19 protein-coding genes and 2 pseudogenes are annotated in these 23,516 nt (G+C 60.2%); 12 read left to right on the forward strand and 9 right to left on the reverse strand.

What is annotated here, in order from left to right; translation table 11 throughout:
- Positions 1-65 precede the first annotated feature (65 nt).
- The 7 genes from GNZ13_RS37820 to GNZ13_RS37850 form a co-directional block, all read right to left on the reverse strand.
- Entirely contained in the window at positions 66-1,217 is a 1,152-nt protein-coding gene (locus GNZ13_RS37820) for a porin (RefSeq protein ID WP_172174499.1), read from the reverse strand.
- A 223-nt stretch (positions 1,218-1,440) separates the two neighbouring features.
- Positions 1,441-3,090, reverse strand: a complete 1,650-nt coding sequence (locus GNZ13_RS37825; protein WP_172174501.1) for an FAD-dependent monooxygenase — start codon at positions 3,088-3,090, stop codon at positions 1,441-1,443.
- Between the two features lie 91 nt (positions 3,091-3,181).
- Entirely contained in the window at positions 3,182-5,410 is a 2,229-nt protein-coding gene (locus tag GNZ13_RS37830; protein ID WP_172174503.1) for a xanthine dehydrogenase family protein molybdopterin-binding subunit, read from the reverse strand.
- Complete coding sequence (locus GNZ13_RS37835; RefSeq protein ID WP_172174505.1) at positions 5,407-5,871, reverse strand: (2Fe-2S)-binding protein; 465 nt, start codon at positions 5,869-5,871, stop codon at positions 5,407-5,409. Before GNZ13_RS37835 ends, GNZ13_RS37830 begins: the two co-directional genes overlap by 4 nt.
- Before the next feature lie 139 nt (positions 5,872-6,010).
- Positions 6,011-7,384 (reverse strand): MFS transporter, encoded by a 1,374-nt coding sequence (locus tag GNZ13_RS37840; protein ID WP_172174508.1) that lies wholly within the window; start codon positions 7,382-7,384, stop codon positions 6,011-6,013.
- A gap of 22 nt (positions 7,385-7,406) precedes the next feature.
- Positions 7,407-8,876 (reverse strand): aldehyde dehydrogenase family protein, encoded by a 1,470-nt coding sequence (locus tag GNZ13_RS37845; protein WP_172174511.1) that lies wholly within the window; start codon positions 8,874-8,876, stop codon positions 7,407-7,409.
- A 22-nt stretch (positions 8,877-8,898) separates the two neighbouring features.
- Positions 8,899-9,870, reverse strand: coding sequence for an amidohydrolase family protein (locus GNZ13_RS37850; RefSeq protein ID WP_172174514.1), 972 nt, complete (start codon positions 9,868-9,870; stop codon positions 8,899-8,901).
- 224 nt (positions 9,871-10,094) lie between these two features.
- Here GNZ13_RS37850 and GNZ13_RS54445 point away from each other — a divergent pair.
- From GNZ13_RS54445 to GNZ13_RS37895, 10 genes and pseudogenes are all read left to right on the forward strand, one after another.
- Positions 10,095-10,193: pseudogene (locus GNZ13_RS54445) on the forward strand (IS5/IS1182 family transposase); the annotation flags it as partial.
- Positions 10,189-10,291, forward strand: a pseudogene (locus tag GNZ13_RS53005) (IS5/IS1182 family transposase); the annotation flags it as partial. The pseudogenes GNZ13_RS54445 and GNZ13_RS53005, both read left to right, overlap by 5 nt.
- Before the next feature lie 203 nt (positions 10,292-10,494).
- Complete coding sequence (locus GNZ13_RS37860) at positions 10,495-11,274, forward strand: acetoacetate decarboxylase (RefSeq protein ID WP_172174517.1); 780 nt, start codon at positions 10,495-10,497, stop codon at positions 11,272-11,274.
- 22 nt (positions 11,275-11,296) lie between these two features.
- On the forward strand, positions 11,297-12,079 hold the full coding sequence (locus GNZ13_RS37865; RefSeq protein WP_172174520.1) for a 3-hydroxybutyrate dehydrogenase: 783 nt from the start codon (positions 11,297-11,299) through the stop codon (positions 12,077-12,079).
- 10 nt (positions 12,080-12,089) lie between these two features.
- Positions 12,090-13,343 carry a DUF3734 domain-containing protein gene (locus GNZ13_RS37870; RefSeq protein ID WP_172174523.1) on the forward strand — a complete coding sequence of 418 codons (1,254 nt, stop codon included), beginning with the start codon at positions 12,090-12,092 and terminating at the stop codon, positions 13,341-13,343.
- Positions 13,344-13,754: 411 nt separating this feature from the next.
- On the forward strand, positions 13,755-14,978 hold the full coding sequence (hpnI, locus tag GNZ13_RS37875; protein ID WP_172174526.1) for a bacteriohopanetetrol glucosamine biosynthesis glycosyltransferase HpnI: 1,224 nt from the start codon (positions 13,755-13,757) through the stop codon (positions 14,976-14,978).
- Between the two features lie 90 nt (positions 14,979-15,068).
- Complete coding sequence (hpnJ, locus tag GNZ13_RS37880) at positions 15,069-16,490, forward strand: hopanoid biosynthesis associated radical SAM protein HpnJ (protein WP_172174529.1); 1,422 nt, start codon at positions 15,069-15,071, stop codon at positions 16,488-16,490.
- The gene (gene hpnK, locus GNZ13_RS37885; protein WP_172174532.1) at positions 16,490-17,362 is read left to right on the forward strand and encodes a hopanoid biosynthesis-associated protein HpnK; all 873 of its coding nucleotides are present in this window, start codon (positions 16,490-16,492) and stop codon (positions 17,360-17,362) included. The genes hpnJ and hpnK overlap by 1 nt, the downstream gene beginning before the upstream one ends.
- Positions 17,359-18,366, forward strand: coding sequence for a lysylphosphatidylglycerol synthase domain-containing protein (locus tag GNZ13_RS37890; protein ID WP_172174535.1), 1,008 nt, complete (start codon positions 17,359-17,361; stop codon positions 18,364-18,366). Before hpnK ends, GNZ13_RS37890 begins: the two co-directional genes overlap by 4 nt.
- Before the next feature lie 180 nt (positions 18,367-18,546).
- The gene (locus GNZ13_RS37895) at positions 18,547-19,005 is read left to right on the forward strand and encodes a MarR family winged helix-turn-helix transcriptional regulator (protein WP_328807356.1); all 459 of its coding nucleotides are present in this window, start codon (positions 18,547-18,549) and stop codon (positions 19,003-19,005) included.
- Positions 19,006-19,038: 33 nt separating this feature from the next.
- Here the strand turns inward: GNZ13_RS37895 and GNZ13_RS37900 are convergent, their stop codons facing one another.
- Positions 19,039-20,004, reverse strand: coding sequence for a LysR family transcriptional regulator (locus GNZ13_RS37900; RefSeq protein WP_172174538.1), 966 nt, complete (start codon positions 20,002-20,004; stop codon positions 19,039-19,041).
- A gap of 131 nt (positions 20,005-20,135) precedes the next feature.
- Between GNZ13_RS37900 and GNZ13_RS37905 the strand changes: the two genes are divergently transcribed.
- Both GNZ13_RS37905 and GNZ13_RS37910 read left to right on the forward strand, forming a co-directional pair.
- Positions 20,136-21,020, forward strand: coding sequence for an intradiol ring-cleavage dioxygenase (locus tag GNZ13_RS37905; protein ID WP_172174543.1), 885 nt, complete (start codon positions 20,136-20,138; stop codon positions 21,018-21,020).
- Positions 21,021-21,080: 60 nt separating this feature from the next.
- Positions 21,081-22,154 (forward strand): maleylacetate reductase, encoded by a 1,074-nt coding sequence (locus tag GNZ13_RS37910; RefSeq protein ID WP_172174546.1) that lies wholly within the window; start codon positions 21,081-21,083, stop codon positions 22,152-22,154.
- A gap of 233 nt (positions 22,155-22,387) precedes the next feature.
- Here GNZ13_RS37910 and GNZ13_RS37915 read toward each other — a convergent pair whose 3' ends face one another.
- A complete protein-coding gene (locus GNZ13_RS37915) occupies positions 22,388-23,335 on the reverse strand; it encodes a hydroxymethylglutaryl-CoA lyase (RefSeq protein WP_172174549.1) in 948 nt (315 codons plus the stop codon).
- Positions 23,336-23,516: the final 181 nt, after the last annotated feature.

Here is a 23,516-nt window from a genome sequence, read left to right on the forward strand (position 1 = left end):
AGGGTCGCCGCCTCGGCGAACGACCCCGGCCCACTGTGCAGCGACATCGAGCGGCCACGAGCCATTTAGAACAGGTGGCGAATACCCACCATCGCGCCGGTTTGGTTCACGCCTGGCAATGGCGTCGAAGCGGGCGGGACCACGCCGCCGTCAATCGAGAACGCTGCGTTGCGCTGGTTGAACACACGGCCTGCAGTGACGTACACCGAGGTGCCCTTGGAGAAAAAGTACATCGCGCGCGCTGCGATCACGGAGCCGCCCGCAGCGTGGCCGGTCACGGTGATATGGCCGAACTGTGCGTCAAGAGCAATATCCGGACGGGGAAGATAGGAGCCACCGACCCACCAGTAGTTGCTGTTCGCGTTGAAAATGGTCGGCGTCTGCGCTCCGTGATTGATTCGATGGAGAAATCCCGTGCCGAAAGTCGAGTTGCCAAACTTCACATAGCCATCGATGACGGCGCGCGTATCGGTTTGCGAGCTAAGCGGCAGGGGTGAGCCGGTGCCCCCTCCTCCATAGTTGCGATCGACGGCCACCGCTACTCCCCATTTCCCCGCGTCATATTTCAGCATGGCAGACATTGCCTTGCACGCCCGCCAGTCGGTCGGCGATTGGCCGGCGCACCCTCCGGCCGGCGCACTATCCACCGCGTCACGTCCAAGCGAATATGCCACGGCCACGGTCAGTCCCGATGACGTGAAGGTATAGGCGATCGAATTGTCAACTCGCGGCTGGGTCAAGTATGGGTCCAGATCGGCAGCGGCATAGATATTCGGCGCCAGCGTGTCGCCCGTTAATACCGCCCAAAAGATTTGCGAATATTGCCGACCGAAGGTCAACGTCCCCCACCGCCCGGACAGCCCGACATAGGCCTGCCTGCCAAACAAACGCCCCCCTTGATTCAGCGTGCCCTGTGACGGAGCAAACCCCGACTCCAATACAAAAACGGCACTTAGACCACCACCCAGATCCTCTTTGCCACGGAGGCCCCACAGTGATGGTAGCGAGGCCGTGAGCGTCGGCATGTGCACTGAACTGGACTTGTGAGGACCGATGTTTGTCACATATTCAACGCCGGTATCGAAGATCCCATACAAGGTGACAGAGCTCTGCGCATGCGATGCGCTCGACGCAAATGCCGCAAGAAACGAGAACGCCCACCAAAACACCTCGCGCCATGAATGGCCACCTTTGACCCGATTCAACCGTGAACTCATTTGTCCGTCTCCAACGTTGTTGAAATTTCATAAGTTATACTTATCTTTATAAATCCCACTCCGATTGGGCGTGCAGGCGAGGCCTTCGTCATCGGTTAAGTACAAGGTCGCGCCGTGCGTCCAGGTGAGGCACCCAACAAGGCGACGGCACACCTGCGCCGTCGCATGTCGGGCTTCCAGCGTACGGGCTGACCGAATATCGATTCGATTCAGCCCGGCCCGGTCAGCGGCTGCTGATCGAACCCGATGCGTGGTTCATGTTGCTATGTCCGATCACCCTCTCGGCGAGATCATCGGCGGCCTGCGGGAGTCGGTCGCCGCGCCACGCAACATGCATGTCGGGCCGAACGAGGACGAGGTCGCGCTCATAGACGGCACGAAGTGCGGAATCCGGGACCACGAGCACATCGAGCGGCGCGCCGAGCGCTTCGAACGCGGCGAGAAGCGGGCCCGCATCGTGCCCACCCGCGACGTCGATCAACGTGTAGCGGTCCGGCCGCAGCCGGTCCTGGATAGCGCTTCCGTCGGTGAGCCACATGTGGGGAAGCCGCGCGCCCGGCCAGGTAGTGGGAAGATAGGCACGCAGATCGTGCTGCGGTCCGCCCGGCACGTTGTCAATAATGGGTGAATCCACATAGCGATAACCCAGCTCTGCGCCGATCATCTCGTTCGACTTGCGCTGCTCCACGTTCGCCACTTCGGCAAGGTGAGCGCGAGCAGCTACCCCTGCGGGCGTATCGTCTCCGATCTCCGGGCGTACCTCTGCCAACCATGCGCGGTATCCAAGCGACGCGTAGCGCGATGCGCCGACGACCCGCTCCCCAATCTGGCGCCGTTCAGCTTCGTAGGAGGCCAGCAACCCCGGGCCGCCCCACCCTTGCAGCGTGGCGGCCAACTTCCAGGCAAGATCGGTGGCGTCGCCGACGCCGGTGTTCATACCGAGACCGCCCGTGGGAATCACGAGGTGCACCGCATCGCCTGCGAGAAACACCCTTCCCTCTCCATAGCGTTCGGCCAGCAGCAGATTCTGCCGCCATTCCGCGCAATACAGCATCTCGTAGGGCAGCGGAACGCCGATGATCCGCTCGAACATCCGTCGCATCTCGTCGTCGCTCTCGACGGCGGAATGAACCGTCCAGTGACGCGTCGAGTCCTGCATGATCATGAAGGTAGGAGGTCCGCCCGCTACCAGATAGTGCCGCCCCCGGCTCGGTCCGTTGCCTATCGGCAGTCGCTCGTACAGTTGCTCGCAGTAGAACAGGCCCTGCCTCAGCCGCGCAATGTCGCCCTCGCCCTCCAGACCGATGCCCAGTTGCTTACGTACGCCGCTCGCGCCACCGTCGCAACCCACGAGGTAGGCGGCCTTCAATGTTCTTCTCACACCGTCGGCGTCATTGACCGCCACCAGAACGCCATCGTCCTGCTCGGTGAATTCCAGAAACGTCGTGCTCCGCATCACCGTGACCGGCGGCAATTGCTCGGCCACCTCCAGAAGAAGCGGTTCCAGTGTGTACTGCGAAATGAGCTGATAGGGCTCGAGCGGCAGGCTGCCGTCGTCGCTCTCGCGCGTGAGCGCGCGAGCCTGGGCCACCGATGGATAGGGCAAGCGCAGGATCGGCGGCTCCACCATGGAGCGGATGATCTGGATGTCCATGGGGACGTCCTCGGGCATGCCGGCGGCCCGGATACGGTCCGCGAGGCCCAGCCGCCGAAAAATCTCCATGGTCCGCGCGTTGCAACGCTCCATTTTTGGCAGAAACTGGGGCTCCGCCTTTTGCTCGACAAGCACACACGCTATGCCGCGCCTGCCAAGGTCGATCGCAAGTGTCAGTCCTACCGGTCCAGCTCCGACAATGATGACTTGAGTTTCCACTTCCAATCTCCGTCTTCTATTTCTTGTCTACCAGACGCAGCTTCAGGGCTGTGCCATATTCAACTCGCCCCTGATCGGGGCCGAGCACACGTCAGACGAGACGCTCGAGAACCTTGGCAGGCACCATCGGCAGATCGCGCATGCGGGCACCGCTTGCATGCGCCACCGCGTTCGCTAGCGCGGCCGCCGTCGGGCCGAGGGAACATTCGCCTGCGCCAAGGGAAGCCGCGTCGGAAGCGTCCATCAGCACGACGTCGATCGGGGGCACCTCGGCGAAGGTCAGGATTGGGTAGTCCTGCCAACTACGCGTGGTGATCTCGGTGTGACTAAACATGACACGCTCCTTGAGCGCCCAGCTCAGTGCCTGGACGATGCCGCCCTCGATCTGATTCTTCACCCCGTCAGGATTGATCACGCGGCCCACGTCAATCGCAGCATTCACCTTTGTCACACTGACCACGCCCGTTGAGTGGTCAACGTGCACGTCGACGACGATCGCCGCGTAAGCCCCAATGTTTTTGTAGCGTGCATACGCGAAGCCGCGTCCGCGCTGCCCGTCGCCCTTCAACCCGGCCTGCCATCCGGACTGGCCTGCCACCTCCCGCACCACGGCAATCGCACGCGGATCACTGAGATGCGCCAGGCGGAAAGCGACCGGATCGGCATTTGCCGCGAGCGCAAGCTCGTCCATGAACGACTCGATCGCAAATACATTTCCGTAAGCGCCCAACGTGCGGAGCGAACTCGTGCGAATGGGTGAGTCCAGCAGCAGATGGTTCGTCACTCTCTTGCGCGCCAGATCGTAGAGCGGCACCGCATTGCGGTCGCCATTGCCGTATGGCTGTGGAATCGGTACGGGCGCAGACGGATGAAAGGGCTTGGCGAGATGCCAGGCGGCCAGCAGATTCACACCACCGGGTTGGCCCGGCCGCATTGCGTGCGAATTGCTCCATACCTCATAGTTCCAGTCGACAATGCGGCCTTCCTTGGAGAGGGCCGCCTTCACCTGCATCACCATTGCCGGACTGATCGGCGCCCATGCGAATTCGTCATCGCGCATCCATTGAAGCTTGACCGGCCGCCCCGCCACCTCACGAGCAAGCAGCGCCGCGTCCAGCGCCACATCATCGGCCCCATTGTGGCCGTAGCAACCTGAACCCGGCACATGCACCACGTCGACCGTGTTCATGGGCATTTCAAGCACCGTAGCGAGATTGCCGCGCAGTGGAAACGCGCCCTGCGTGTGAGACCAGACGGTCATGTGCCCGTCCTTGAGCAGCGCAACGGAACACGAAGGCCCAATTGACGCGTGTGAAAGGTAGGGGCGAGAGTAAGTAGCGTCCAGTTGCGTCGCGCTATCGGGCGCGGGCGTATCTTGTCCCGATTCGCCAACCACGGCATCTTCGCTTCGCAAGCGTTGCAATGCCGGCTGGAGATGGTCCACGTCCGGCAACGCGACATAATTCGCGCTCCACTGCGCCGCCTCCTGCAACGCACGGCGCGCAGCTATCGCTTGCTCTTCGCGCTCGGCAACAACACCCAGGAAGTTGCCATTGCGAACAACGGCAACTACGCCGGCGAGCGCCCTGACAGATGCGTCGTTGACCGAAACCAGCTGCGCGCCATTCCTCGGAGGCCGCACGATACGGCCGAAAAGCATGCCCGGCAGACGCATATCCTGAACGAATGCCGCGCCACCTGTGAACTTTGCCGGCAAGTCAATGCGCGGCACTGACTTGCCGACCAGCTTGTATTCCGACGGACGCTTCGGCGTGGCGTCCGCAGTCACCTCGCGCGCGAGAAGCTCCCGTTCGTCCCTCACGATCTCCGCGTAGGTCATGCGGCGGCCGTCGGCGGCCAGAATCACACCGTTCTCGACGCGAAGATCCGCCGCCGACACGTTGAATCGCCGGCACGCCACGCCAAGCAGGACCGCCCTCGCCTGGGCTGCGGCAGCGCGTAACGCCGCCCCGCCTTGCTCGATCGATTGGCTGCCGAAGGTATAGTTCTCGTTCGGGCTGCGGGCCGTATCCGCAGAAATCATGCGCACACGGGCCCACTCCACATCGAGTTCGTCCGCGGCGATCTGTAAGAGCGCAGTGAGAATACCCTGCCCCAGCTCAGCCTTTCCCGTGAAGATCGTGACCGTGCCCTCGTCGTCGATTCGAATCCAACCGTCAAGCCTGCGATTGGCACGAAGATCAACTGGGAGGGCGGGCTCGGTCCACGCAAACTCCGAAAATGGCGCAAGCGAGAACGTCGCGACTACCGCCCCGGCCAGCTTGCCGAACGCGCGTCGAGAAAGTTTTACGGTGTTCATCCGCGCAACTCCGCCGCTGCACGCTGGATCGCACGGACGATTCGGTTGTGCGCGCCGCACCGGCATTTCTGTCCGACTAGCTCGCTCCGTATGGTTGCCGGGTCAGGATCGGGAATTCGCTCCAGCAGCGCTTTTGCGGTCATCAACATCCCACTCGAGCAATAGCCGCACTGTGCGGCCTGCTCAGCGAGGAAGGCCTTCTGCAACGCATGCAGCCGTTCACCATGGCCCAGGCCTTCAATCGTGGTCACGTGAGCCGCGCCTACCGCACCGACCGGAAAAACACATGAGCGCGTCGCATCGTTGCCGACCATAACCGTGCATGCGCCACACTGCGCCTCGCCGCAGCCGAACTTTGGACCGTTCAACTGGAGATCGTTGCGCAGCACGTAGAGCAGTGGGGTATCAGCTGCTACGGTCAGAAGGTGTCGCTTGCCATTCACCGCGATCGAAATGCCCATGTCATCTCCCTTGAATTCCTATCCCTGGTGCTTTTTTGTGGATCAGCCCCGCGCAGAAACCTTCATCGCGAATTCTATTTTTACATTAGCAATACTAATCTAACGATCGAGAGATTCTCTCCGGTTTCATCGTGACCAGCTAACACTCGACGCAATCGATCCGATCTCTCACCGAGACACGGCTGAGGAAAACAAGCATCAGACACGATGCTAGTGCGGGCACCGCGGCCGCGACAAACAACGCAGTATTCGACCACTGCAGTTTGATCAGTTGTCCGGCAAGTACAGGACCGATAATTGAACCCGCCCGGCCGATTCCCAGACTCCAGCCAACCCCGGTTGCCCGCAGCGAGGTTGGATAGAGTGTCGCGGTCAACGCGTTGACCGCCGGCTGCCCGCCTACAATGCAGATCCCACTAATCAGCACGACGGCATAGCGTAATCCCGTCGATAGATCAGGGAGACCGACGGATGCGACCGAAAATGTCGCCACCAGAAAGCTGAGCGCCAAGACCCGATAGAAGCCGAAACGGTCCATCAACGGGCCCAGCAGCAGCGCACCCGCAGTACCGCCGATCTGCAATGAGGTACCGATGAGCACAGCCGTGGACACCCCGTGGCCGACTCGCAAGGAAAGCATCGGAAGCCAGTTCGACAGGAAAAAGAGATCAAGCAGGTTCGCGAAGTTGATACCCCATAGCAACAGCGTAGTCGTGCCGCGGCCATGGCGAAAGAGCTCGCCAACTGAGGCCTTCGCTTGCCGCTGCCCATGAACGGCAAAGCGGGTCGCGGGTCCCACCTGGACGTTCGGCGCGATTCGCCCAAGCCACTGAGCAATCCTTTCCGGGCTGCGCTGTTTGATCACCAGCAACTGGAGCGATTCTGGCAGATACCTGGCCATCGCGACGGCAATGACCAGCGGCAATATGCCTCCAACGAGGAACACCGACCTCCAGCCCATCGACGGGAGCAGGGTTGCGCAGAGAAGCCCTCCCGCGATTGCCCCACCCGTAAAGCCACACGAGACCCATGTCATCAGCGACGCCCGATGTTTCTGCGGACTGTACTCGCTGACCAGCGCGATAGCGTTACCCATCACGCCACCGATACCGAAACCGGTCAAGAAACGAATGACAAGAAACTCCGGCACCGTCTGAACCAGGGTGGTACCGAGCATGCATAGCCCATAGAAGACGGTCGCTCCGATCAGCACCGGCCGGCGCCCCGCCCGATCGGCCATGGCACCGAGAACGATGGAGCCCACGAGCATCCCCAGCAAGCCGGCGCCGAAAATGGGGCCGAGCTCGGCCGGGCTGATGCCCCACGCCCGGACAATCGCCGGTGCGACAAAACCCATTGTCTGCACGTCGAACCCATCCATCACCACCGAGCAACCGATCATTACCATGATCCATTTCTGGAAGGTGCTCAGTGGCTGGCTATCGATCAGCGCGCCAATGTCGACGATCGAAGCAGGCGCCTCTTCCACTCGCTGCGCAGTATCGGGGGTCACTATTCACCTCGCTGTGTTTGATCTAGAACGGATAAGCCGGAAGATCGTCGCGGCTCGTCACCCACTGCCATTCGGTGAACTGGTCCGCGTTGGTCAGGGTGCTGTAGTTATGCCCGTTGCCGGACAAACCCAGACCGCCCATCGGACCAAACACCTCGTGATTGACCGTCTGATCATTGATGTGGATGATGCCGGCGTGCAGTCGGTCCGCGATCCGCCGGGCTCGGCGCAAATCGGAAGAAGCCACTGCCGCAACCAGGCCGTACTGGTTCTGATTGGCCAACGAAACCGCTTCGTCATCGTTCTTGAACACGGTCACTGCGGCGACGGGACCGAAGATCTCTTCCTCGAACGCAGGCATTCCCGGCGCGACGTCTACCATGACGGTCGGTTTATAAAACAGCCCGTCGCGGGACCCACCGGCGAGAATCTTCGCGCCCTTGCTTGCCGAGTCCGCTACGATGCGATCGACGTTTGCGGCCTGCCGTTCATTGATGATGGGACCAAGATGGAAATCGCCTTTGAAAGGGTCGCCAACCGATAGCGCCTTGGCGCGCCGCACGAGGCTTTCAATGTATGCGTCAGCAATGCTTTCATGAACGAGATGCCGGCCTGCGGACATGCAGACTTGCCCCTGATGCAAAAACGATCCCCACGCCCCAGCGCTCGCCGCAGCTTCGACATCGACGTCGTCAAGCACGATGTAGGGATTCTTGCCGCCGAGCTCGAGGCTCGCTCGCTTGAGCAAGCCGCCCGCTACGGCGCCGATCGCCTGCCCAACCCGCGTGGATCCCGTGAAGCTGATCATGTTGACAAGAGGATCCCGGACCAGCACGTCACCGGTTTCCGCACCACCGGGAAGCACGTGGAACAGCCCCTCGGGCAGACCCGCAGCCTCGAATAGCCGCGCATACAGGACACCGCCGCAGACCGGCGTTTGAGGATCGGGCTTGAGTAGCACTGCGTTGCCGGTGGCCAGCGCCGGTGCGATGGCTCGCGCCGCCAGGATGAACGGGGAATTCCACGGAGTAATGACGCCGACCACGCCCATCGGAATTCTGCGCGCTACGCTATGCCGCCCCTTCACGTCGCTTGCCGTGATCGCCCCGGATGGCTGGCTGCCTAGCGCCGCACCTTCGAGAATCTCGCGTATCGCCAATTTCACTTCCAGCTGCCCCTTCGGCCGTATCGACCCGCTCTCGCGGACAATCTGAAGAGCGATCTCCTCTTTGTGAACCTCCAACAAACGAGCGACCTCGCGCAAAACATCCCCTCGCTGAGGCCCCGGTGTCGCGGCCCAGGCGCGTTGCGCATCCGCCGCGATCGCGGCGGCGGCCGACACGTCGGCAGCCGACGCGCAACCAATCGATCCCATTTCCGCACCGGTCGCCTTCTCGGTCACCGGGATCGTACCCGCGCCTCCGGTTTTCCACCCGCCGCTAAAGATTTTGTTACGCCACACGTCTGCTGGTGCCAATTCAGTTACGGACATCAGATTTCTCCCTATCCCCGTATCATTCAAGCTCGAATAGACGCCGGGCATTCTCGCGTCCAATCTTCACGCGATCAGTTTCGCTGATCGAGCATGTGTCGAACCACTGGGACGCCTCGTCATGCGTTTCGAACGGGTAGTCGACCGAGTACATGATTCGGTCACTGCCAACCTCCAGCATCGTGGACAGAAGCGTCTGCGTTCTGAAATTCCCGCTCGTCGTGACGTAGACGTTCTCCCTGAGATATTCGCCCACGCTGCGCTTGCAGGGCAGTCCTCGTGGCGCCTTTTGGAGAATGTGGTCGACACGCCAGACGTTGAACGGAATCCCCTCGCCGAGATGGCCAAGAATCATCTGCAACCCGGGATGGTGGTCGAAGAGACCTGACGTCATCAGTCTCAGTGCGTGAATACTCGTTTCGACCGCGAACGCCCAGGTCGCTGCGGTCAGCCATGGAAAACCGTCATAGATCGGTTCACGGGATGGCAACGGATCCCGAGGATGCATATAGAAAGGTTTGCCGAGTGCCGCCGCGCTCGCCCAGAAATCGGCGTACTGCGGAGCGTCGTAGTACACGACATTTTCCGCATCGCCCACCTGGGAAAATCCATTCACCATGAAGCCATGGAATCCGAAATCCTTCACGGTGCGCTCGAGTTCACGTGCCGCCGCTTCGGGGTCCTGCATTGGCAACGCGGCGAATCCACCCAGGCGAGACGGATGACGGGCAACATGTTCAGCGAGGACATCATTGGCCCGCCTCGCAACATCAATGGCTTCCTTTACATTCGGGATGCCCTGGATACCAGGCGAGTTGAGCGACAGGATCGAATACTCGGTTCCGCCCTGCTCCATGCGCTCGAGTCGCTGCTGCTCAATGTCCATCAGATTGGACTTCAGCATTTCCCAAACAGCGGCAGGCGCATAAATTTTCGACTGCTCGATAGTGAGGTCTATCGCAAAGTGTTCTTCAAGCGCAATCTTGTTTCTCATTGATCTGCTCCAATTCAACTCGTCGCAACCTCATCTGCAAAAGGAAGATGAGGGGCGTCACATGGGTTTGTCTCGGGTAGTACGATACTTGATTTTTCAAATACATGCGTCAGACTGTACTTGATTTTTCAAGTATATGTACCCCGTGTAAACCCTCTGCCGATTGACGATCTTGAACAATCCAAAGCGACCAGAAGAACTGAAAAAGCAATTCCCTTAAACCGATACTCGACGACGAATTACGGACACTGATCCAGCCGTTGCTGCCACCGCCAAAACCTCGGCGGCCCCGGTATCCCGGGCGCAAACCGCTAGACGCTCGCGTTGATCCTGACCGGTGCCAACCGCCATGACGTCACGCAACTGCTGCTTCTGATCGACGCCATTCCGCCGATTCGTGGCAAGCGTGGCCGACCGCTGTCGAGCTCAGTTAAGCGATGCCAGGCGGCAAGACGATCGCCGCGCCAACGTAACAGCGCCACAGGCAAGGGCATTGCACTTTGGTTCCCGTATGAATGTTGCACTTACGGAAACAATCCGTTGTGCAGAGGGAGCGTATATGGTCCGTTGTTTGCCATTACCATTTGCGGGTTCCGAATACACCTCAATGCCTGAAGGAGCGTCATGGACCTTGCCTCAATCCGCCAATCCGCTTTCGCGATGCCCGTTCACAATCCTGCGTACCCGCGACCGCCGTTTCGCTTCCTCAATCGCGAGTACTTCATCATTTCGTACGAGACGGACTCCGATGCGCTGCGCGCGGTCGTGCCGGAGCCGTTGCGGCCAGAAAACGCTCTCGTGCATTACGAATTCATTCGGATGCCAGACTCGTCCGGATTCGGCGACTACACGGAGAGCGGACAGGTTATTTCCGTGCGCGACCCGCAAGGCAGGCTAGGCAACTACACGCATTCGATGTACCTCGATGACGAGGGTCCCATTGCCGGTGGCAGAGAGATTTGGGGTTTTCCGAAAAAACTTGCGCGGCCGCGCCTGACCATCGACGGCAACGACACGCTGCTCGGCACGCTCGACTATGGCACGCAGCGCATCGCAACCGGCACGATGGGCTACAAGCACCAGACGCTCGATATCGAAACTGAACGAAAGAAGCTTGCGGACACACCGAATTACCTGCTGAAGGTGATTCCGCACGTCGATGGCTCCGCCCGCATCTGTGAACTGGTGCGCTTCTACCTGCGAGACGTTATGGTGCTCGGCGCATGGGGCGGTCCGGCGGCGCTTGACCTGCATCCGCATGCGCTCGCGCCGATCGCCGATCTGCCTGTCAAACGCGTGGTGGGCGCACGGCACGTGATCGCCAACCTCACACTGGATATCGGCGAAGTCGCGTTCGACTATCTGGCGTCCGTCGATACGATGAAGCTCGCAGCCAATCTTTAAGCCCTGCCAGGAAGGAACATTTATGTCATTGAACAACAAAGTCGCCGTCGTCACCGGCGCGGCAAGCGGTATTGGCGAGCAATGCGCACGCAAGCTCGCGAGCCTCGGCGCAGCCGTCGTCATCGCCGATCTGAATCTGGAGAATGCGCAGAAGGTCGCGTCGAGCATCATCGAAGCAGGCGGAAAGGCGCTGGCGGTCGCAATGGACGTGACGAACGAAGATGCGGTCAACCGCGGCATCGAGCGCGTGGTCGAAGAGTTCGGCGGTATCGATGTGCTGGTGTCGAACGCCGGCATCCAGATTGTCAATCCAATTGAAGAATATGCATTCGCAGACTGGAAGAAAATGCTCGCAATCCACCTGGATGGCGCATTCCTCACGACCCGGGCGGCGATCAGGCACATGTACGCGGCCGGGCGCGGCGGTTCGATCGTGTACATGGGTTCGGTGCACTCGCATGAGGCATCAAAGCTGAAGTCGGCGTACGTGACCGCCAAGCACGGGCTGCTCGGACTCGCGCGCGTGGTCGCGAAGGAAGGTGGACCGCGCGGGGTTCGCGCAAACGTCGTATGTCCGGGCTTCGTTCGCACACCGCTCGTCGACAAGCAGATTCCCGAGCAGGCCAAAGCACTCGGCATCTCCGAAGCCGACGTGGTGAAGAACGTGATGCTGAAGGAAACGGTCGACGGCGAATTCACGACGGTCGAAGACGTCGCGAATACGGTTGCGTTCCTCGCGGGCTTCGAGTCGGCCGCCCTCACCGGGCAGTCGATCATCGTCAGCCACGGCTGGTCCATGCACTGAGAGGCCACGTATGCGCAGCGATCCAAAGAGAATAAACGGGCAGTCGGAAGCGTTTGTGCTGCCGCACTACGACGAAATTGCGCTGGTGCTTCAGGGCGGCGGTGCACTCGGCTCCTATCAGGCCGGTGTGGTCGAAGGTCTGGTCGAAGCGGGTGTACAGCCGCAACGGATCGCAGGCGTCTCGATCGGCGCGCTGAACACCGCGATCATCGCCGGCAACGCGCCCGAGAACCGCGTCGATGCGCTACGCGGCTTCTGGGACTCGATCTGCCATCCACTCGACTGGGCAGGCAGCATCGGCTCATGGGCGCTGCCCGGACTCGGCATGCACGATCTGGCGCGCAAGTGGGCGAGCATGTGGGCAGCCGGCCGGGCGCTCACCGAGGGGCAGCCGGGCTTCTTCGCGCCGCGCTTTCCGTTGCCCGTGGCAGGTCTCGGCAGGCGAAGCCCGAGCGCGGTGAGCTATTACGATACGGCCGCGCTGAAAGCGACGCTGCTGAAATTCGCGGACTTCGATCGCATCAACGACGGCGATATCCGCGTCTCGGTAGGTGCCGTCAACGTGCGGACAGGCAATCTGTGCTACTTCGACAACACGAAGATGCGTCTCGAGCCGGAGCATTTCACGGCTTCGGGGGCACTGCCGCCGGGCTTTCCGGCAGTCGAGATCGACGGCGAGTACTACTGGGACGGCGGCCTCGTTTCGAACACGCCGCTCACCGAGGTGCTTCGCGATGCGGAAAACAAGGATACGCTGGTCTTCCAGGTTGACCTGTGGAGCGCGCGAGGGAACGTTCCCGGCGACTTCCTCGATGTCTCCGAGCGCGCCAAGGACATCCAGTACTCGAGCCGTTCGCGCGCAATCACGAGCATGCTGGCGGAACGGCAGAAGCACGCTCGCTTCATCAAGGAACTCCTGCAGCATGTTCCGTCCGCGCTGATTAAATCGAACCCGATGTTTCGTCACGCCCAATGCGTCGCCAACGGCAGCGCGATCAACGTGGTCCATCTGATCTACAAGAACAAGCCCTATGAGGGGCACTACAAGGACTACGAATTCAGCGTCGACACGATGAAGGAGCACTGGGAAAGCGGGCTTGAAGACATTCGCGCCTCCTTCTCTCATCGGGACTGGTTCGATGTGCCGAGTCGCGAGCAGGGGTTCGTAACACACGACGTGCATCGCCCCGCCCGTTCGGTGCCGGAGGCCGAGCGGGACAGGCTTGAAATTGCCGGCGAAACTGATAGAAAGGCCGCGGCGTAATCTGTAACGCAGCGCTCAGATTTGCCGATACTTCTCGACTACAGATCGACTTCACAAATACAAAACGCATCAGGCACAAGCGATCCCGGCAAGTATCGGCGATCCCATGGAAACGATCATCGGCCAGTTTGTAAGCGCACTTTCCCGCTTTTCGCTACAATTTTCCAGATTTGCAGAAAGAGGAACAATCTAACCTCGGCAGCGCTCTTCAGGCTTTCAATTCCGTCTGCCTGGTTTCAAACCCCGCAGTGCTTGAATGAGATCGCCCGTAGCCGCGACTTGAAGCGGAAAGCGTGGAGTGGAAAGGATATGCAAAGGAAAGTTAAGGACCATGCGGACTTGCGTTTCTTGTGACAATTGCGTGAGTCGCTTGCCGTCAGATGCACAGCGGGCGGCCAGGAGCAGTACACGATGACGGCCCATTTGCTGTGGGCTTGCCAATGGGTGCTGATGACTGTGTGTTGTTTTGCCGTGATTTATGGCGTTTTTGCTGCTTTAGCCACGCCTGTCTTTGGCTCGGAGCGAAGCGGCGACGCGCCCATTGGCGTGTCTCGACCGGTTCCCGCCGTCAGCGTGCTAAAACCGCTGCGCGGCGCTGAGCCTCGGCTGTATGAAAATCTCGCCACGTTTTGTGAGCAGACACATCCGTGCTTTCAACTGCTGTTTGGTGTGTCGTCGCCCCGCGATCCGGCGATTGCCATCGTTCGGCGTTTGCAGGCGGCCTATCCGCACGTCGATATAGCGCTTGCGGTCAATGCAAGCGTGCATGGCAGCAACCTTAAGGTCAGTAATCTGATCAACATGGCTGGTCTGGCGCGGCATGACATCATTGTGATCGCCGATAGCGACATCGCTGTCGAACCAGACTACCTGAAGACGGTTTCAGCCCCGCTTGCTGATCCGTCGGTAGGGGTTGTCACCTGCCTTTATCGTGCACAGGGTGTCGGCGGCTTCTGGCCGCGCGTCGGCGCGCTTTTCATCAATGAATGGTTCGCGCCCTCGGTACGTGTTGCGCACGCCGGGGGCTCGCGCCGCTTTGGATTTGGCGCGACGTTGGTGCTGAGTTGCGCGACACTCGCCCGTATCGGCGGGTTTGCTGCGATCAAGGACTCCCTCGCGGACGACTATTGGCTTGCCGAACATGTCCGCGCTCTAGGTCTTCGCACGGTTCTCTCGGAGGTGACGGTGGCCACCGATGTTATCGAACCTACCTTCGCAACGTTGTGGCAACGCGAAACGCGTTGGTTGCGCACTATCCGGTCAGTGAACCGGCCCGGTTTCGCGAGCCTCTTTATAACCTTCACTACACCGTGGCTGCTCGCGGGCGCACTGCTCGCGCTGCATTTCCAGGCGGACTCGGGCGCCATCGTGCATCCGTTCGCGGCTACGACGATGGCGCTCACCACGATCGTCGGTCTCATTGCGCGCGTGACGCTGCACGCGCGTAGCGCGCGTCACTCACGCTCTTTCTGGCGCGATCTTCCGCTTGTGCCGCTGCGCGACATCTTGCTGGCCGTTCAATGGTTCGCCGCTGCATTCGGTTCGAATGTGGTATGGCGTGGCGAGCGCGTGCCCGTGGACAATCGCGTTGCGCAGCCACGCCCGGGGATCATGAAAGCCTCCGATGGCAAATAAGCACTTGAGTACCCGCCCAGCACGAATCGATTCCGTAGGGCATCATTCGCACGATCAATCATCAGATTTAACCTGCTAGACAGAACATTCATGAAAACACTATTTTTGCAGGCGCCGTCGTACGACGGCTTCGACGGTGGCGCGGGGTCGCGCTATCAGGCCAAGCGTGAAGTGCGCTCGTTCTGGTATCCGACGTGGCTCGCGCAGCCCGCCGCGCTCATCCCCGATAGCCGCGTACTCGACGCCCCCGCCGACGGTCTGTCCGTCGACGCATCGCTCGATATCGCCCAGCAATACGACCAGGTGATCATCCACACTAGCACGCCGTCCTTTCCCACCGACGCCCTGTTTGCCGAAGACCTGAAGAAGCGCAAGCCTGCGGTGCTGATCGGCATGGTCGGCGCGAAGGTCGCGGTCGATCCGCACAATTCGCTGACCGCCAGCGAGGCGATCGATTTCGTCTGCCGTGAAGAATTCGACTTCACCTGCCAGGAAGTCGCCGAGGGCAAGCCGTTCGCCGGGATCAAGGGCCTGAGCTATCGCGCCGCCGACGGTTCGATCGAGCACAACGAAGCGCGCCCGATTCTCGAGAACATGGACGAGCTGCCGTTCGTGGCGCCGGTGTACAAGCGCGATCTGACGATCAACAACTATTTCATCGGCTACCTGAAGCACCCGTACGTGTCGATCTACACGGGCCGGGGCTGCCGCTCGAAATGCACGTTCTGCCTGTGGCCGCAAACGGTGGGCGGGCATCGCTACCGCACGCGTTCGGTCGAGAACGTGCTGGAAGAAGTGAAGTGGATTCGCGACAACATGCCTGAAGTCAAGGAGATCATGTTCGACGACGACACCTTCACCGACTTCAAGCCGCGCGTCGAAGAGATCGCCCGTGGTCTCGGCAAGCTGGGTGTGACGTGGTCATGCAACGCAAAGGCGAACGTGCCGTACGCGACGCTGAAGATCATGAAGGAAAACGGCCTGCGCCTGCTGCTGGTGGGCTACGAGTCCGGCGACGACCAGATTCTGCTGAACATCAAGAAGGGCCTGCGCACCGACATCGCGCGCCGTTTCAGCGAAGATTGCCGCAAGCTGGGCATCAAGATTCACGGCACCTTCATTCTTGGGCTGCCCGGCGAGACGCAGGACACGATCAAGAAGACCATCGAGTACGCGAAAGAAATCAATCCGCATACGATCCAGGTGTCGCTCGCCGCGCCGTACCCCGGCACGACGCTCTACAACCAGGCGGTCGAGAACGGCTGGCTGGAAGAGAACAAGGTCATCAACCTCGTCAGCAAGTCAGGGGTGCAGCTCGCGGCGATCGGCTATCCGCATCTGTCGCGCGACGAGATTTACCACCAGCTCGAAAACTTCTACAAGCGCTTCTATTTCCGTCCGTCGAAGATCTGGGAAATTCTGCGTGAGATGCTCACGAGCTGGGACATGATGAAACGGCGTCTGCGGGAAGGCGTCGAATTCTTCCGCTTCCTGCGCGCGCACCAAGCGTGATGGAGAGCGCATCCGGTGACCGCGCGCAGCAGCATTCGCACCCGCAGCGCCGGCTGATCATCACGGCTGACGACTTCGGTCTGCATCGGCGTGTCAACGAAGCCGTCGAGCTTGCGTGCAGGCACGGTGTGCTGACCGCGGCAAGCCTGATGGTCGGCGCGCCCGCCGTACAAGATGCCGTTCAGCGGGCGCGGAATCTTCCCGGCCTGCGGGTCGGCCTGCATCTGGTGCTGGCGGACGGCGCGGCAACACTGCCGCGCGCCGCGATTCCGGCGCTGGTCGACGCCCAGGGACGCTTCGGCGACAACATGGTGCGTGACGGATTCCGCTTCTTCTTTTTGCCGCACGTACGCGCGCAACTCGCGATGGAAATCCGCGCACAATTCGATGCTTTCGCGCGAACCGGTTTGCCGCTCGATCACGTCAATACGCACAAGCACTTTCACATGCACCCGACGGTGCTCTCGCTGATTCTGAAGATCGGCAAAGAGTACGGCATGCGGGCGATGCGCCTGCCTTGCGAGGCCGACACGCCTGTGTGGCTCAAACCTTGGGTTGCGCAGATGCGCGCACGGCTCGATCGGGCCAACATTGCGCATAACGACTACGTAGTTGGGATTGCCCGCACGGGACAGATGGATGAGAACACGCTGCTTGACGCGATAGCTCGCCTACCTGCCGGCGTCGGCGAAATCTACTGCCACCCTGCCTCGCCGGGAGACGGCGCGCTCACGGCGGGAATGCAGGCATACCGGCATGCGGACGAACTCGCCGCGCTGCTGTCCCCGCGTGTCGCCGCGGCACTCGACGCCGCGGGCGCCGTGCGCGGCGGTTTCGCCGACTTGTCCACCGAACGTTTGCAAACGGCATGAAGTGGCTCAAATGGGCTGGGTTGCCGATCGGCATTGGGGGGCTGCTCGTCCTCGCTTTGCAGAGTGGCGTCGGCGACGTGATACATGTGATTGGAAGGGCCGGGTTTGTCCTGCTATGGCTCGTGCCGCTGCATGCGTTGCCGTTATTGCTCGACGCTCATGCGTGGCGGCTTCTGCTCGACAAGCGGGCGCCGCTCTGGTTTCTATGGTGGGTCGCCACCGTGCGTGAGGCCGTGAGCCGTTTGATGCCGGTTGCGAGCATTGGCGGCGAAATTGTCGGCATCCGGCTGGCGCGATGGCGCGTCCCCGACACCTGCAGCTTGAGCGCGTCGGTAATCGTCGAGGTACTGGTGACGATGGCTGTCCAGTATGCGTTTTCCGCGCTGGGGATTGTGCTGATCGTCGTATCGGCACAGCAGGTCGATGCATTACGGAGCATCGGCGTGGCGTTTCTGCTATCCATTCCCCTGCCGGTCATGGCGATCGTGGTCGCGCGCCGCGGCGGCATTTTTCAGGCGATTGAGCGCTGGGCAGCGGGCTTACTGGGCCACGCGCATCCGCTGTTGCGGAGCATCGACGGAAAGCAGCTCGACCTGGAGATCGACGCGTTGATGTCGCGCGGCGGCTTGTTGCTGCGCAGTTTCCTGTGGCAGTTTGCCGGCTACGCATTGGGGGCGCTCGAGACTTACTGGGCGCTTGCCATGCTTGGGCATCCCGTTTCGTTGAGCGGCGCGCTCGCGATAGAGGCGATTACCCAGGCGGTCCGGCATGCGGCTTTTTTCATTCCCGCTGGGCTTGGGGTGCAGGATGCAGCGGTTGTGTTGCTCGCCCAGATGTTCGGTGTCGATCGCGACGCCGCGCTTTCGTTAGCGTTGGTGAAGAGAATGCGTGAGGTGGTGTTTGGATGCACGGCGCTTGCTTCGTGGCAATTAGCTGAGATCGTGCGGGAGCGGCTCGTTCGTTCGCAAGCCGGCACAGCACCGCGTGGGTCGAGTACCCGCTGACATTTCCGGCCTGCGGTTCGATGCGGGATTCGACCATGAACAGGTGCTAATCGTCACATATCGTGCCGCATAGGTTCACTGGGGTGATATATTATTTGATTATTCAATTACCAAGAAATAGAATATAATTGAATTTTCAAGCACATAAACTCACGTAAACCCTCAATTTTGGCGACGATCGTGAACACTCCCAAGCGACCAGAAGAACTGGAAAAAGCGGTTCCCTTCCTGATGGCACGTGCCACCAGCCGAATGGGAAACGCGTTCTCGAAGGCACTTAAACCGTTTGGCCTGAACCTCAGCGAGTGGCGGGTCTGTGCCTCGCTTCTGTATGTTCCGGGCCAGACTTTGTCTGAACTGTCTCTCCATGCATCATCAGATATCTCGGCTCTCTCCAGGATCATTGATCGTCTCGAGGGGCAGGAGTTGGTGCGACGAGAGAGGAGCGAGACAGATGGACGGTCGATCAGGGTTGTTCTAACGGAAAGGGGAGAAGAGCTTGCTCTGCGCATCGTCCCTGTCGCAAAGCGCCACGAGTCGGTGGTTCTCTCTGGCTTTACCGCAGGCGACGTCAAGGTGTTGCGCTCCATGCTGCTCAGGTTGTACGAGAACGCAGGCGCGCTTGACGATCTGCCTTAACCTCGCTCAAGCGGTCAGTTTGTTCGTGCGGAATCATGGGGCCTGGTTTATCTGCAAAGTGCGTGCGCTGAAGGCATTCTTCGGCACTGTGTTCCAGCGAGCTTCCAGATCCTGTTTCCTGACATGCTCGCTCAATGCATCCGCAAACACGCGAATTTTCGCAGGCTGGTTCCGCCGGCTCTGATATGCGAGGTTTATCGTCAGAGGCGGCAACTCCCAGTCGCACAACAGCGGAATCAGGCGGCCTGCAACGATATCGTCGTGCACGATGTACAGCGGCTGAATGACGATCCCCAGTCCGGCGCGACCCGCTGCGCAAATGACCTGCCCTTCGTTCGACTCCAGCGCCGCGCTGACCGGAATGTTGCGTCGTTCCCGGCCTCGCTTCAATTGCAACAGATACGGGTTCACCGCGTAGCTATAGACAAGCAAATTATGCTGTGCGATGTCTTCCGGCGTCTCCGGCACGCCGTGCTGCGCCAGATAGGCGGGCGACGCGGCCAGCACGCGGCGCGTATGCGCGAGCCGCCGCACGGTAATGCCCGAGTCGCCCTCGTGTTCGCGCGTGCGGATCGCGACATCGATGCCCGCCTCGATGAAATTCGGGTAACGGTTCGCCGCCGTTATCTGGACAACGAGCTCAGGATAGCGTTGATTGAATTCCGGCAGCCAGGGTGCGATGTGCAACGCCGCGAACGATACCGAACTTGTCACACGCAAAACGCCCCTTGGCCTCTGGGACATGTCGCTGACTGCGGTATCCGCTTCAGCAAGGTCAGCAAGGATTGACACGCAGCGACGCTGATACTCGCGCCCTGCATCCGTTAGCCATAGTCGGCGAGTGGTCCGCTCGATGAGCCGCGCTCCCAACCGGTCTTCGAGTGCGCTCAACATACGGCTCGCCGCAGCGTTTGACATGCCAAGCCGTTCCGCCGCCAGGGACAGGCTGCCGAGGTCCGCCGTCAGCACGAAGAACTCCATTTGCGTGTAGCGATCCATGTGACGACTTTTCCGCTCACTGGAAATATGTTTTCACTATAGCGCATATTTTTCCTCGAAGAACGTCGTTACAGTAGGCAGAGACCCCATCTAAGGGGTGAGGTCAGCAACGCGGAGTTCAAGGAAAGACCATGCGCAATATCAACGAAGACACCATCACGCAAGCGGTGCTCGCGGCGATGACCGGCTGTACCAACGACAGGCTGCGCACTGTGATGACGAGCCTCGTCCAGCATTTGCATTCGTTCGCAAGAGACGTGAAACTGACCGAGAGTGAATGGCTGTATGCAATTAACTTTCTCACCGACGTTGGTCATATCACTGATCAAAAACGTCAGGAGTTCGTACTCCTGTCGGATACGCTCGGTCTGTCGATGCTGGTTACGACACAGAACAACCGCAAGCCGGTCGAATGCACGGAAGCAACCGTTCTTGGCCCCTTCTTTGTTTCAGGCGCCCCCGAATACGCGAACGGTGACGATATTTCCAACGGTGCAGCAGGCCTCCCCTGCTTTGTTACCGGCAGCGTTCGGGGTCTTTCGGGAGAACCTGTAGCCGGGGCAGCAATCGAAGTCTGGCAATCCGATGAAGATGGGTTTTACGACGTACAGTATGGAGACCCTCTGGAAGCAAAGGTAGAGTATCAAGCCCGTGGTCGTTTGCAGACGCTGCCTGACGGACTCTTTCATTTCCGCTCGATTCTCGCCGAGGCTTATCCCATTCCGCACGACGGACCGGTTGGCCGAATGCTCGATGCGCTCGGACGCCATCCGTGGCGCCCAGCCCACCTGCACTTCTGGATCAAGGCGCCAGGGTATGAGCCGTTGATTACACACGTGTTCCGGAACGGGGACAAGTACCTCGACTCAGACGCCGTATTCGGCGTCCGCTCAACTTTGATCGTTGACTGGATCAAGCATTCGCCGGGTGTCGCGCCGGACGGCACTGCGATGGACACCCCGTTTTATACGCTCGACTACGATTTCGTTCTCAACCCTTCGGAGCACGGGTCATGAACGTGCATGTCGATACGCAGCACGTGCCAGAGAACGGGCACGCTGAAGAAGGGACCCGCAATGTCAACATCTGAATTCGTCTATAACGGGCGCGGCACGCGCGTCGTCTTTGGGAGCGGCTCACGCACCCACATCGAACGTGAATTGCACTCGCTGAACGTACGGCGCGCTCTGGTTCTGTGTAGTCAAGAGCAGCGCACATTGGGTGTCTCGGTTGCCGACCAACTGGGTGTGCACGCAGCGGGTGTTTTTGATCGCGCTGCCATGCACGTGCCGGTTGAGCTGGTCACGGAAGTGCGCACGGTTGCCGCGTCGCTGGATGCCGACTGCGTGATCGCCGTGGGCGGCGGCTCCGCAATCGGCCTCGCGAAGGGTCTTGCCCTTGAGACGAGCCTGCCTATTCTCGCCGTGCCGACCACCTACGCTGGCAGTGAAATGACGCCCATATTCGGGTTGACCGAATCAGGCCTGAAACGGACAGGCACTGATTTGCGTGTATTACCCAAAACGGTAGTCTACGATCCAGACCTGACCCTGACCCTGCCAGTAAGCATGTCAGTGACAAGCGGCATCAACGCAATTGCACACGCGGCAGAAGGTCTGTATTCACGTGATGCAAATCCTCTTACCAGCCTTATGGCCGAAGAGGGCATCACGGCGCTCGCGCGCAGCTTACCCCAAATCGTCGCACAGCCCAACGACCCATCCGCACGCGCCGATGCGCTCTACGGCGCCTGGCTTTGCGGCACAGTGCTCGGAAGCGTCGGCATGGCGTTGCATCACAAGCTATGCCATACGCTCGGCGGCAGTTTCAATCTGCCGCACGCACCCACCCATACCATTGTGCTGCCACACGCATTGGCGTACAACGCCGACGCAGTACCCGATGCGGTGAGACGGATTGCGCGGGCGATCGGGCACGACAATGCCGCGCAAGGTCTATACGAACTCGCGCGCGCAAACGGTGCGCCCGTCGCGCTGAAGGAGATCGGCATGCTCGAGGAACAACTCGACCAGGCCGCCGACATTGCATGCAACAACGCTTACTGGAATCCCCGTCCGCTAGAACGCGGAGCGATTCGCGCGTTGCTGCAGCGGGCATTCGACGGTAGCGCACCAAATGATGGGTTGTAGAACGAGTTTTGCAAGAAATGTCCGGGCGCGCCGCCCGGCGGAACCTAAGCGTACTGAGCAGCAACGTGCGCAGGAAACTCGTTCGGCCGTCTTAATTCGGTCCGGAAATTTCGGCGACCAGTGATCTATCACCGTCCGATCCGGTGCTGGCTAAAGAATATTGGTGCACCGTGGAGCAGCTCGTGTTTGGAGCATCAGCACCACGTTAGGCGATCCCCGTTGGCACAACAACATCAGTTGCGTGCCTTGCGCGCTGTCAATGCCTTACCCGCGCGTGCGCCATTCTCCCTGCCCATTTGCTGACTCACCCAATCGCCAATCGAAACGACGGCGTCCAGGTCAATTCCGGTTTCAATCCCGAGACCGTCCAGTAGGTAGAGTAGATCTTCTGTAGCGACATTGCCGGTGGCGCCTTTGGCATAGGGGCAACCGCCCAGTCCACCAACGGACGCGTGGAACATCGACATTCCGACCTGAAGGGCACCGACGATATTTGCCAAAGCCTGCCCATAAGTGTCATGAAAGTGGCCAGCGAGACACTCCAACGGAAACTCCTTGGAAGCCGCTTGAACAACTCGCTGAACATGGTGCACCGTGCCCACCCCAATCGTATCGGCAATGTCGATTTCGTCACACCCCAGATCGCGAAAGCGCCTGACCATATCGACGACGGCATCAACGCTCACCCGCCCCTGGTACGGACATCCGAAGGAGCATGAAATGCTGGCGCGCAATCGCAATCCCGCAGCTTTCGCCATACGCGCCACCGGGGAAAAGCGCTCGAGGGATTCTGTGACAGAACAATTGATGTTGCGAATGGAAAATGCTTCGCTTGCCGCACCGAAGATGACGACCTCGTCGACCTTGCTCTCTATCGCGGCCTCAAGCCCTCTCATGTTGGGTGTCAGTGCGGCATACGAGACTCCCGCCTCGCGATCTATCCCAGCCATGACTGCTGCACCATCGGCCATTTGCGGAATCCATTTGGGCGACACGAAGGACGCAGCTTCGATTCGTCGTACACCGGCACCAACGAGTCGATTGATCAGTTCAATCTTGGTGTCGGTTGGTATGAACTTGCTTTCCGCCTGTAGACCGTCCCTCGGACCGACCTCAACAATGCGTACGTGCCGTGGAAGACCTCTATCGATGCCCTCTCTCCAACGCTCCTGTTGATTCATTTTGAACTCCATTTTGTGGCCAGGAGCAACACTCGCGACGTGGGCACGATTGCGACACCGCAGAAGCAGCTCCGTGAAAGAATGAGACCGCATGCCTGCCACTAGCATGACCGACGGTGCTCGAATTGTGTATGCGTCTCGCCGTTGACGTGTGATCACGCGAATCCAGGCGAGACGCTCG

This window comes from Paraburkholderia elongata, assembly GCF_013177735.1.
Taxonomy (GTDB): domain Bacteria; phylum Pseudomonadota; class Gammaproteobacteria; order Burkholderiales; family Burkholderiaceae; genus Paraburkholderia; species Paraburkholderia elongata.

What these genes read in the sequence shown, in the direction of transcription:
- hpnI (WP_172174526.1), top strand. Translation starts at nt 13,755, where the DNA reads ATGACGGCCCATTTGCTGTGGGCTTGCCAATGGGTGCTGATGACTGTG.
- GNZ13_RS37915 (WP_172174549.1), bottom strand. Translation starts at nt 23,335, where the DNA reads ATGAATCAACAGGAGCGTTGGAGAGAGGGCATCGATAGAGGTCTTCCA.
- GNZ13_RS37820 (WP_172174499.1), bottom strand. Translation starts at nt 1,217, where the DNA reads ATGAGTTCACGGTTGAATCGGGTCAAAGGTGGCCATTCATGGCGCGAG.
- GNZ13_RS37830 (WP_172174503.1), bottom strand. Translation starts at nt 5,410, where the DNA reads ATGAACACCGTAAAACTTTCTCGACGCGCGTTCGGCAAGCTGGCCGGG.
- GNZ13_RS37835 (WP_172174505.1), bottom strand. Translation starts at nt 5,871, where the DNA reads ATGGGCATTTCGATCGCGGTGAATGGCAAGCGACACCTTCTGACCGTA.
- GNZ13_RS37870 (WP_172174523.1), top strand. Translation starts at nt 12,090, where the DNA reads ATGCGCAGCGATCCAAAGAGAATAAACGGGCAGTCGGAAGCGTTTGTG.
- GNZ13_RS37850 (WP_172174514.1), bottom strand. Translation starts at nt 9,870, where the DNA reads ATGAGAAACAAGATTGCGCTTGAAGAACACTTTGCGATAGACCTCACT.
- GNZ13_RS37845 (WP_172174511.1), bottom strand. Translation starts at nt 8,876, where the DNA reads ATGTCCGTAACTGAATTGGCACCAGCAGACGTGTGGCGTAACAAAATC.
- GNZ13_RS37900 (WP_172174538.1), bottom strand. Translation starts at nt 20,004, where the DNA reads ATGGATCGCTACACGCAAATGGAGTTCTTCGTGCTGACGGCGGACCTC.
- GNZ13_RS37890 (WP_172174535.1), top strand. Translation starts at nt 17,359, where the DNA reads ATGAAGTGGCTCAAATGGGCTGGGTTGCCGATCGGCATTGGGGGGCTG.
- GNZ13_RS37905 (WP_172174543.1), top strand. Translation starts at nt 20,136, where the DNA reads ATGCGCAATATCAACGAAGACACCATCACGCAAGCGGTGCTCGCGGCG.
- hpnK (WP_172174532.1), top strand. Translation starts at nt 16,490, where the DNA reads ATGGAGAGCGCATCCGGTGACCGCGCGCAGCAGCATTCGCACCCGCAG.
- GNZ13_RS37860 (WP_172174517.1), top strand. Translation starts at nt 10,495, where the DNA reads ATGGACCTTGCCTCAATCCGCCAATCCGCTTTCGCGATGCCCGTTCAC.
- hpnJ (WP_172174529.1), top strand. Translation starts at nt 15,069, where the DNA reads ATGAAAACACTATTTTTGCAGGCGCCGTCGTACGACGGCTTCGACGGT.
- GNZ13_RS37865 (WP_172174520.1), top strand. Translation starts at nt 11,297, where the DNA reads ATGTCATTGAACAACAAAGTCGCCGTCGTCACCGGCGCGGCAAGCGGT.
- GNZ13_RS37910 (WP_172174546.1), top strand. Translation starts at nt 21,081, where the DNA reads ATGTCAACATCTGAATTCGTCTATAACGGGCGCGGCACGCGCGTCGTC.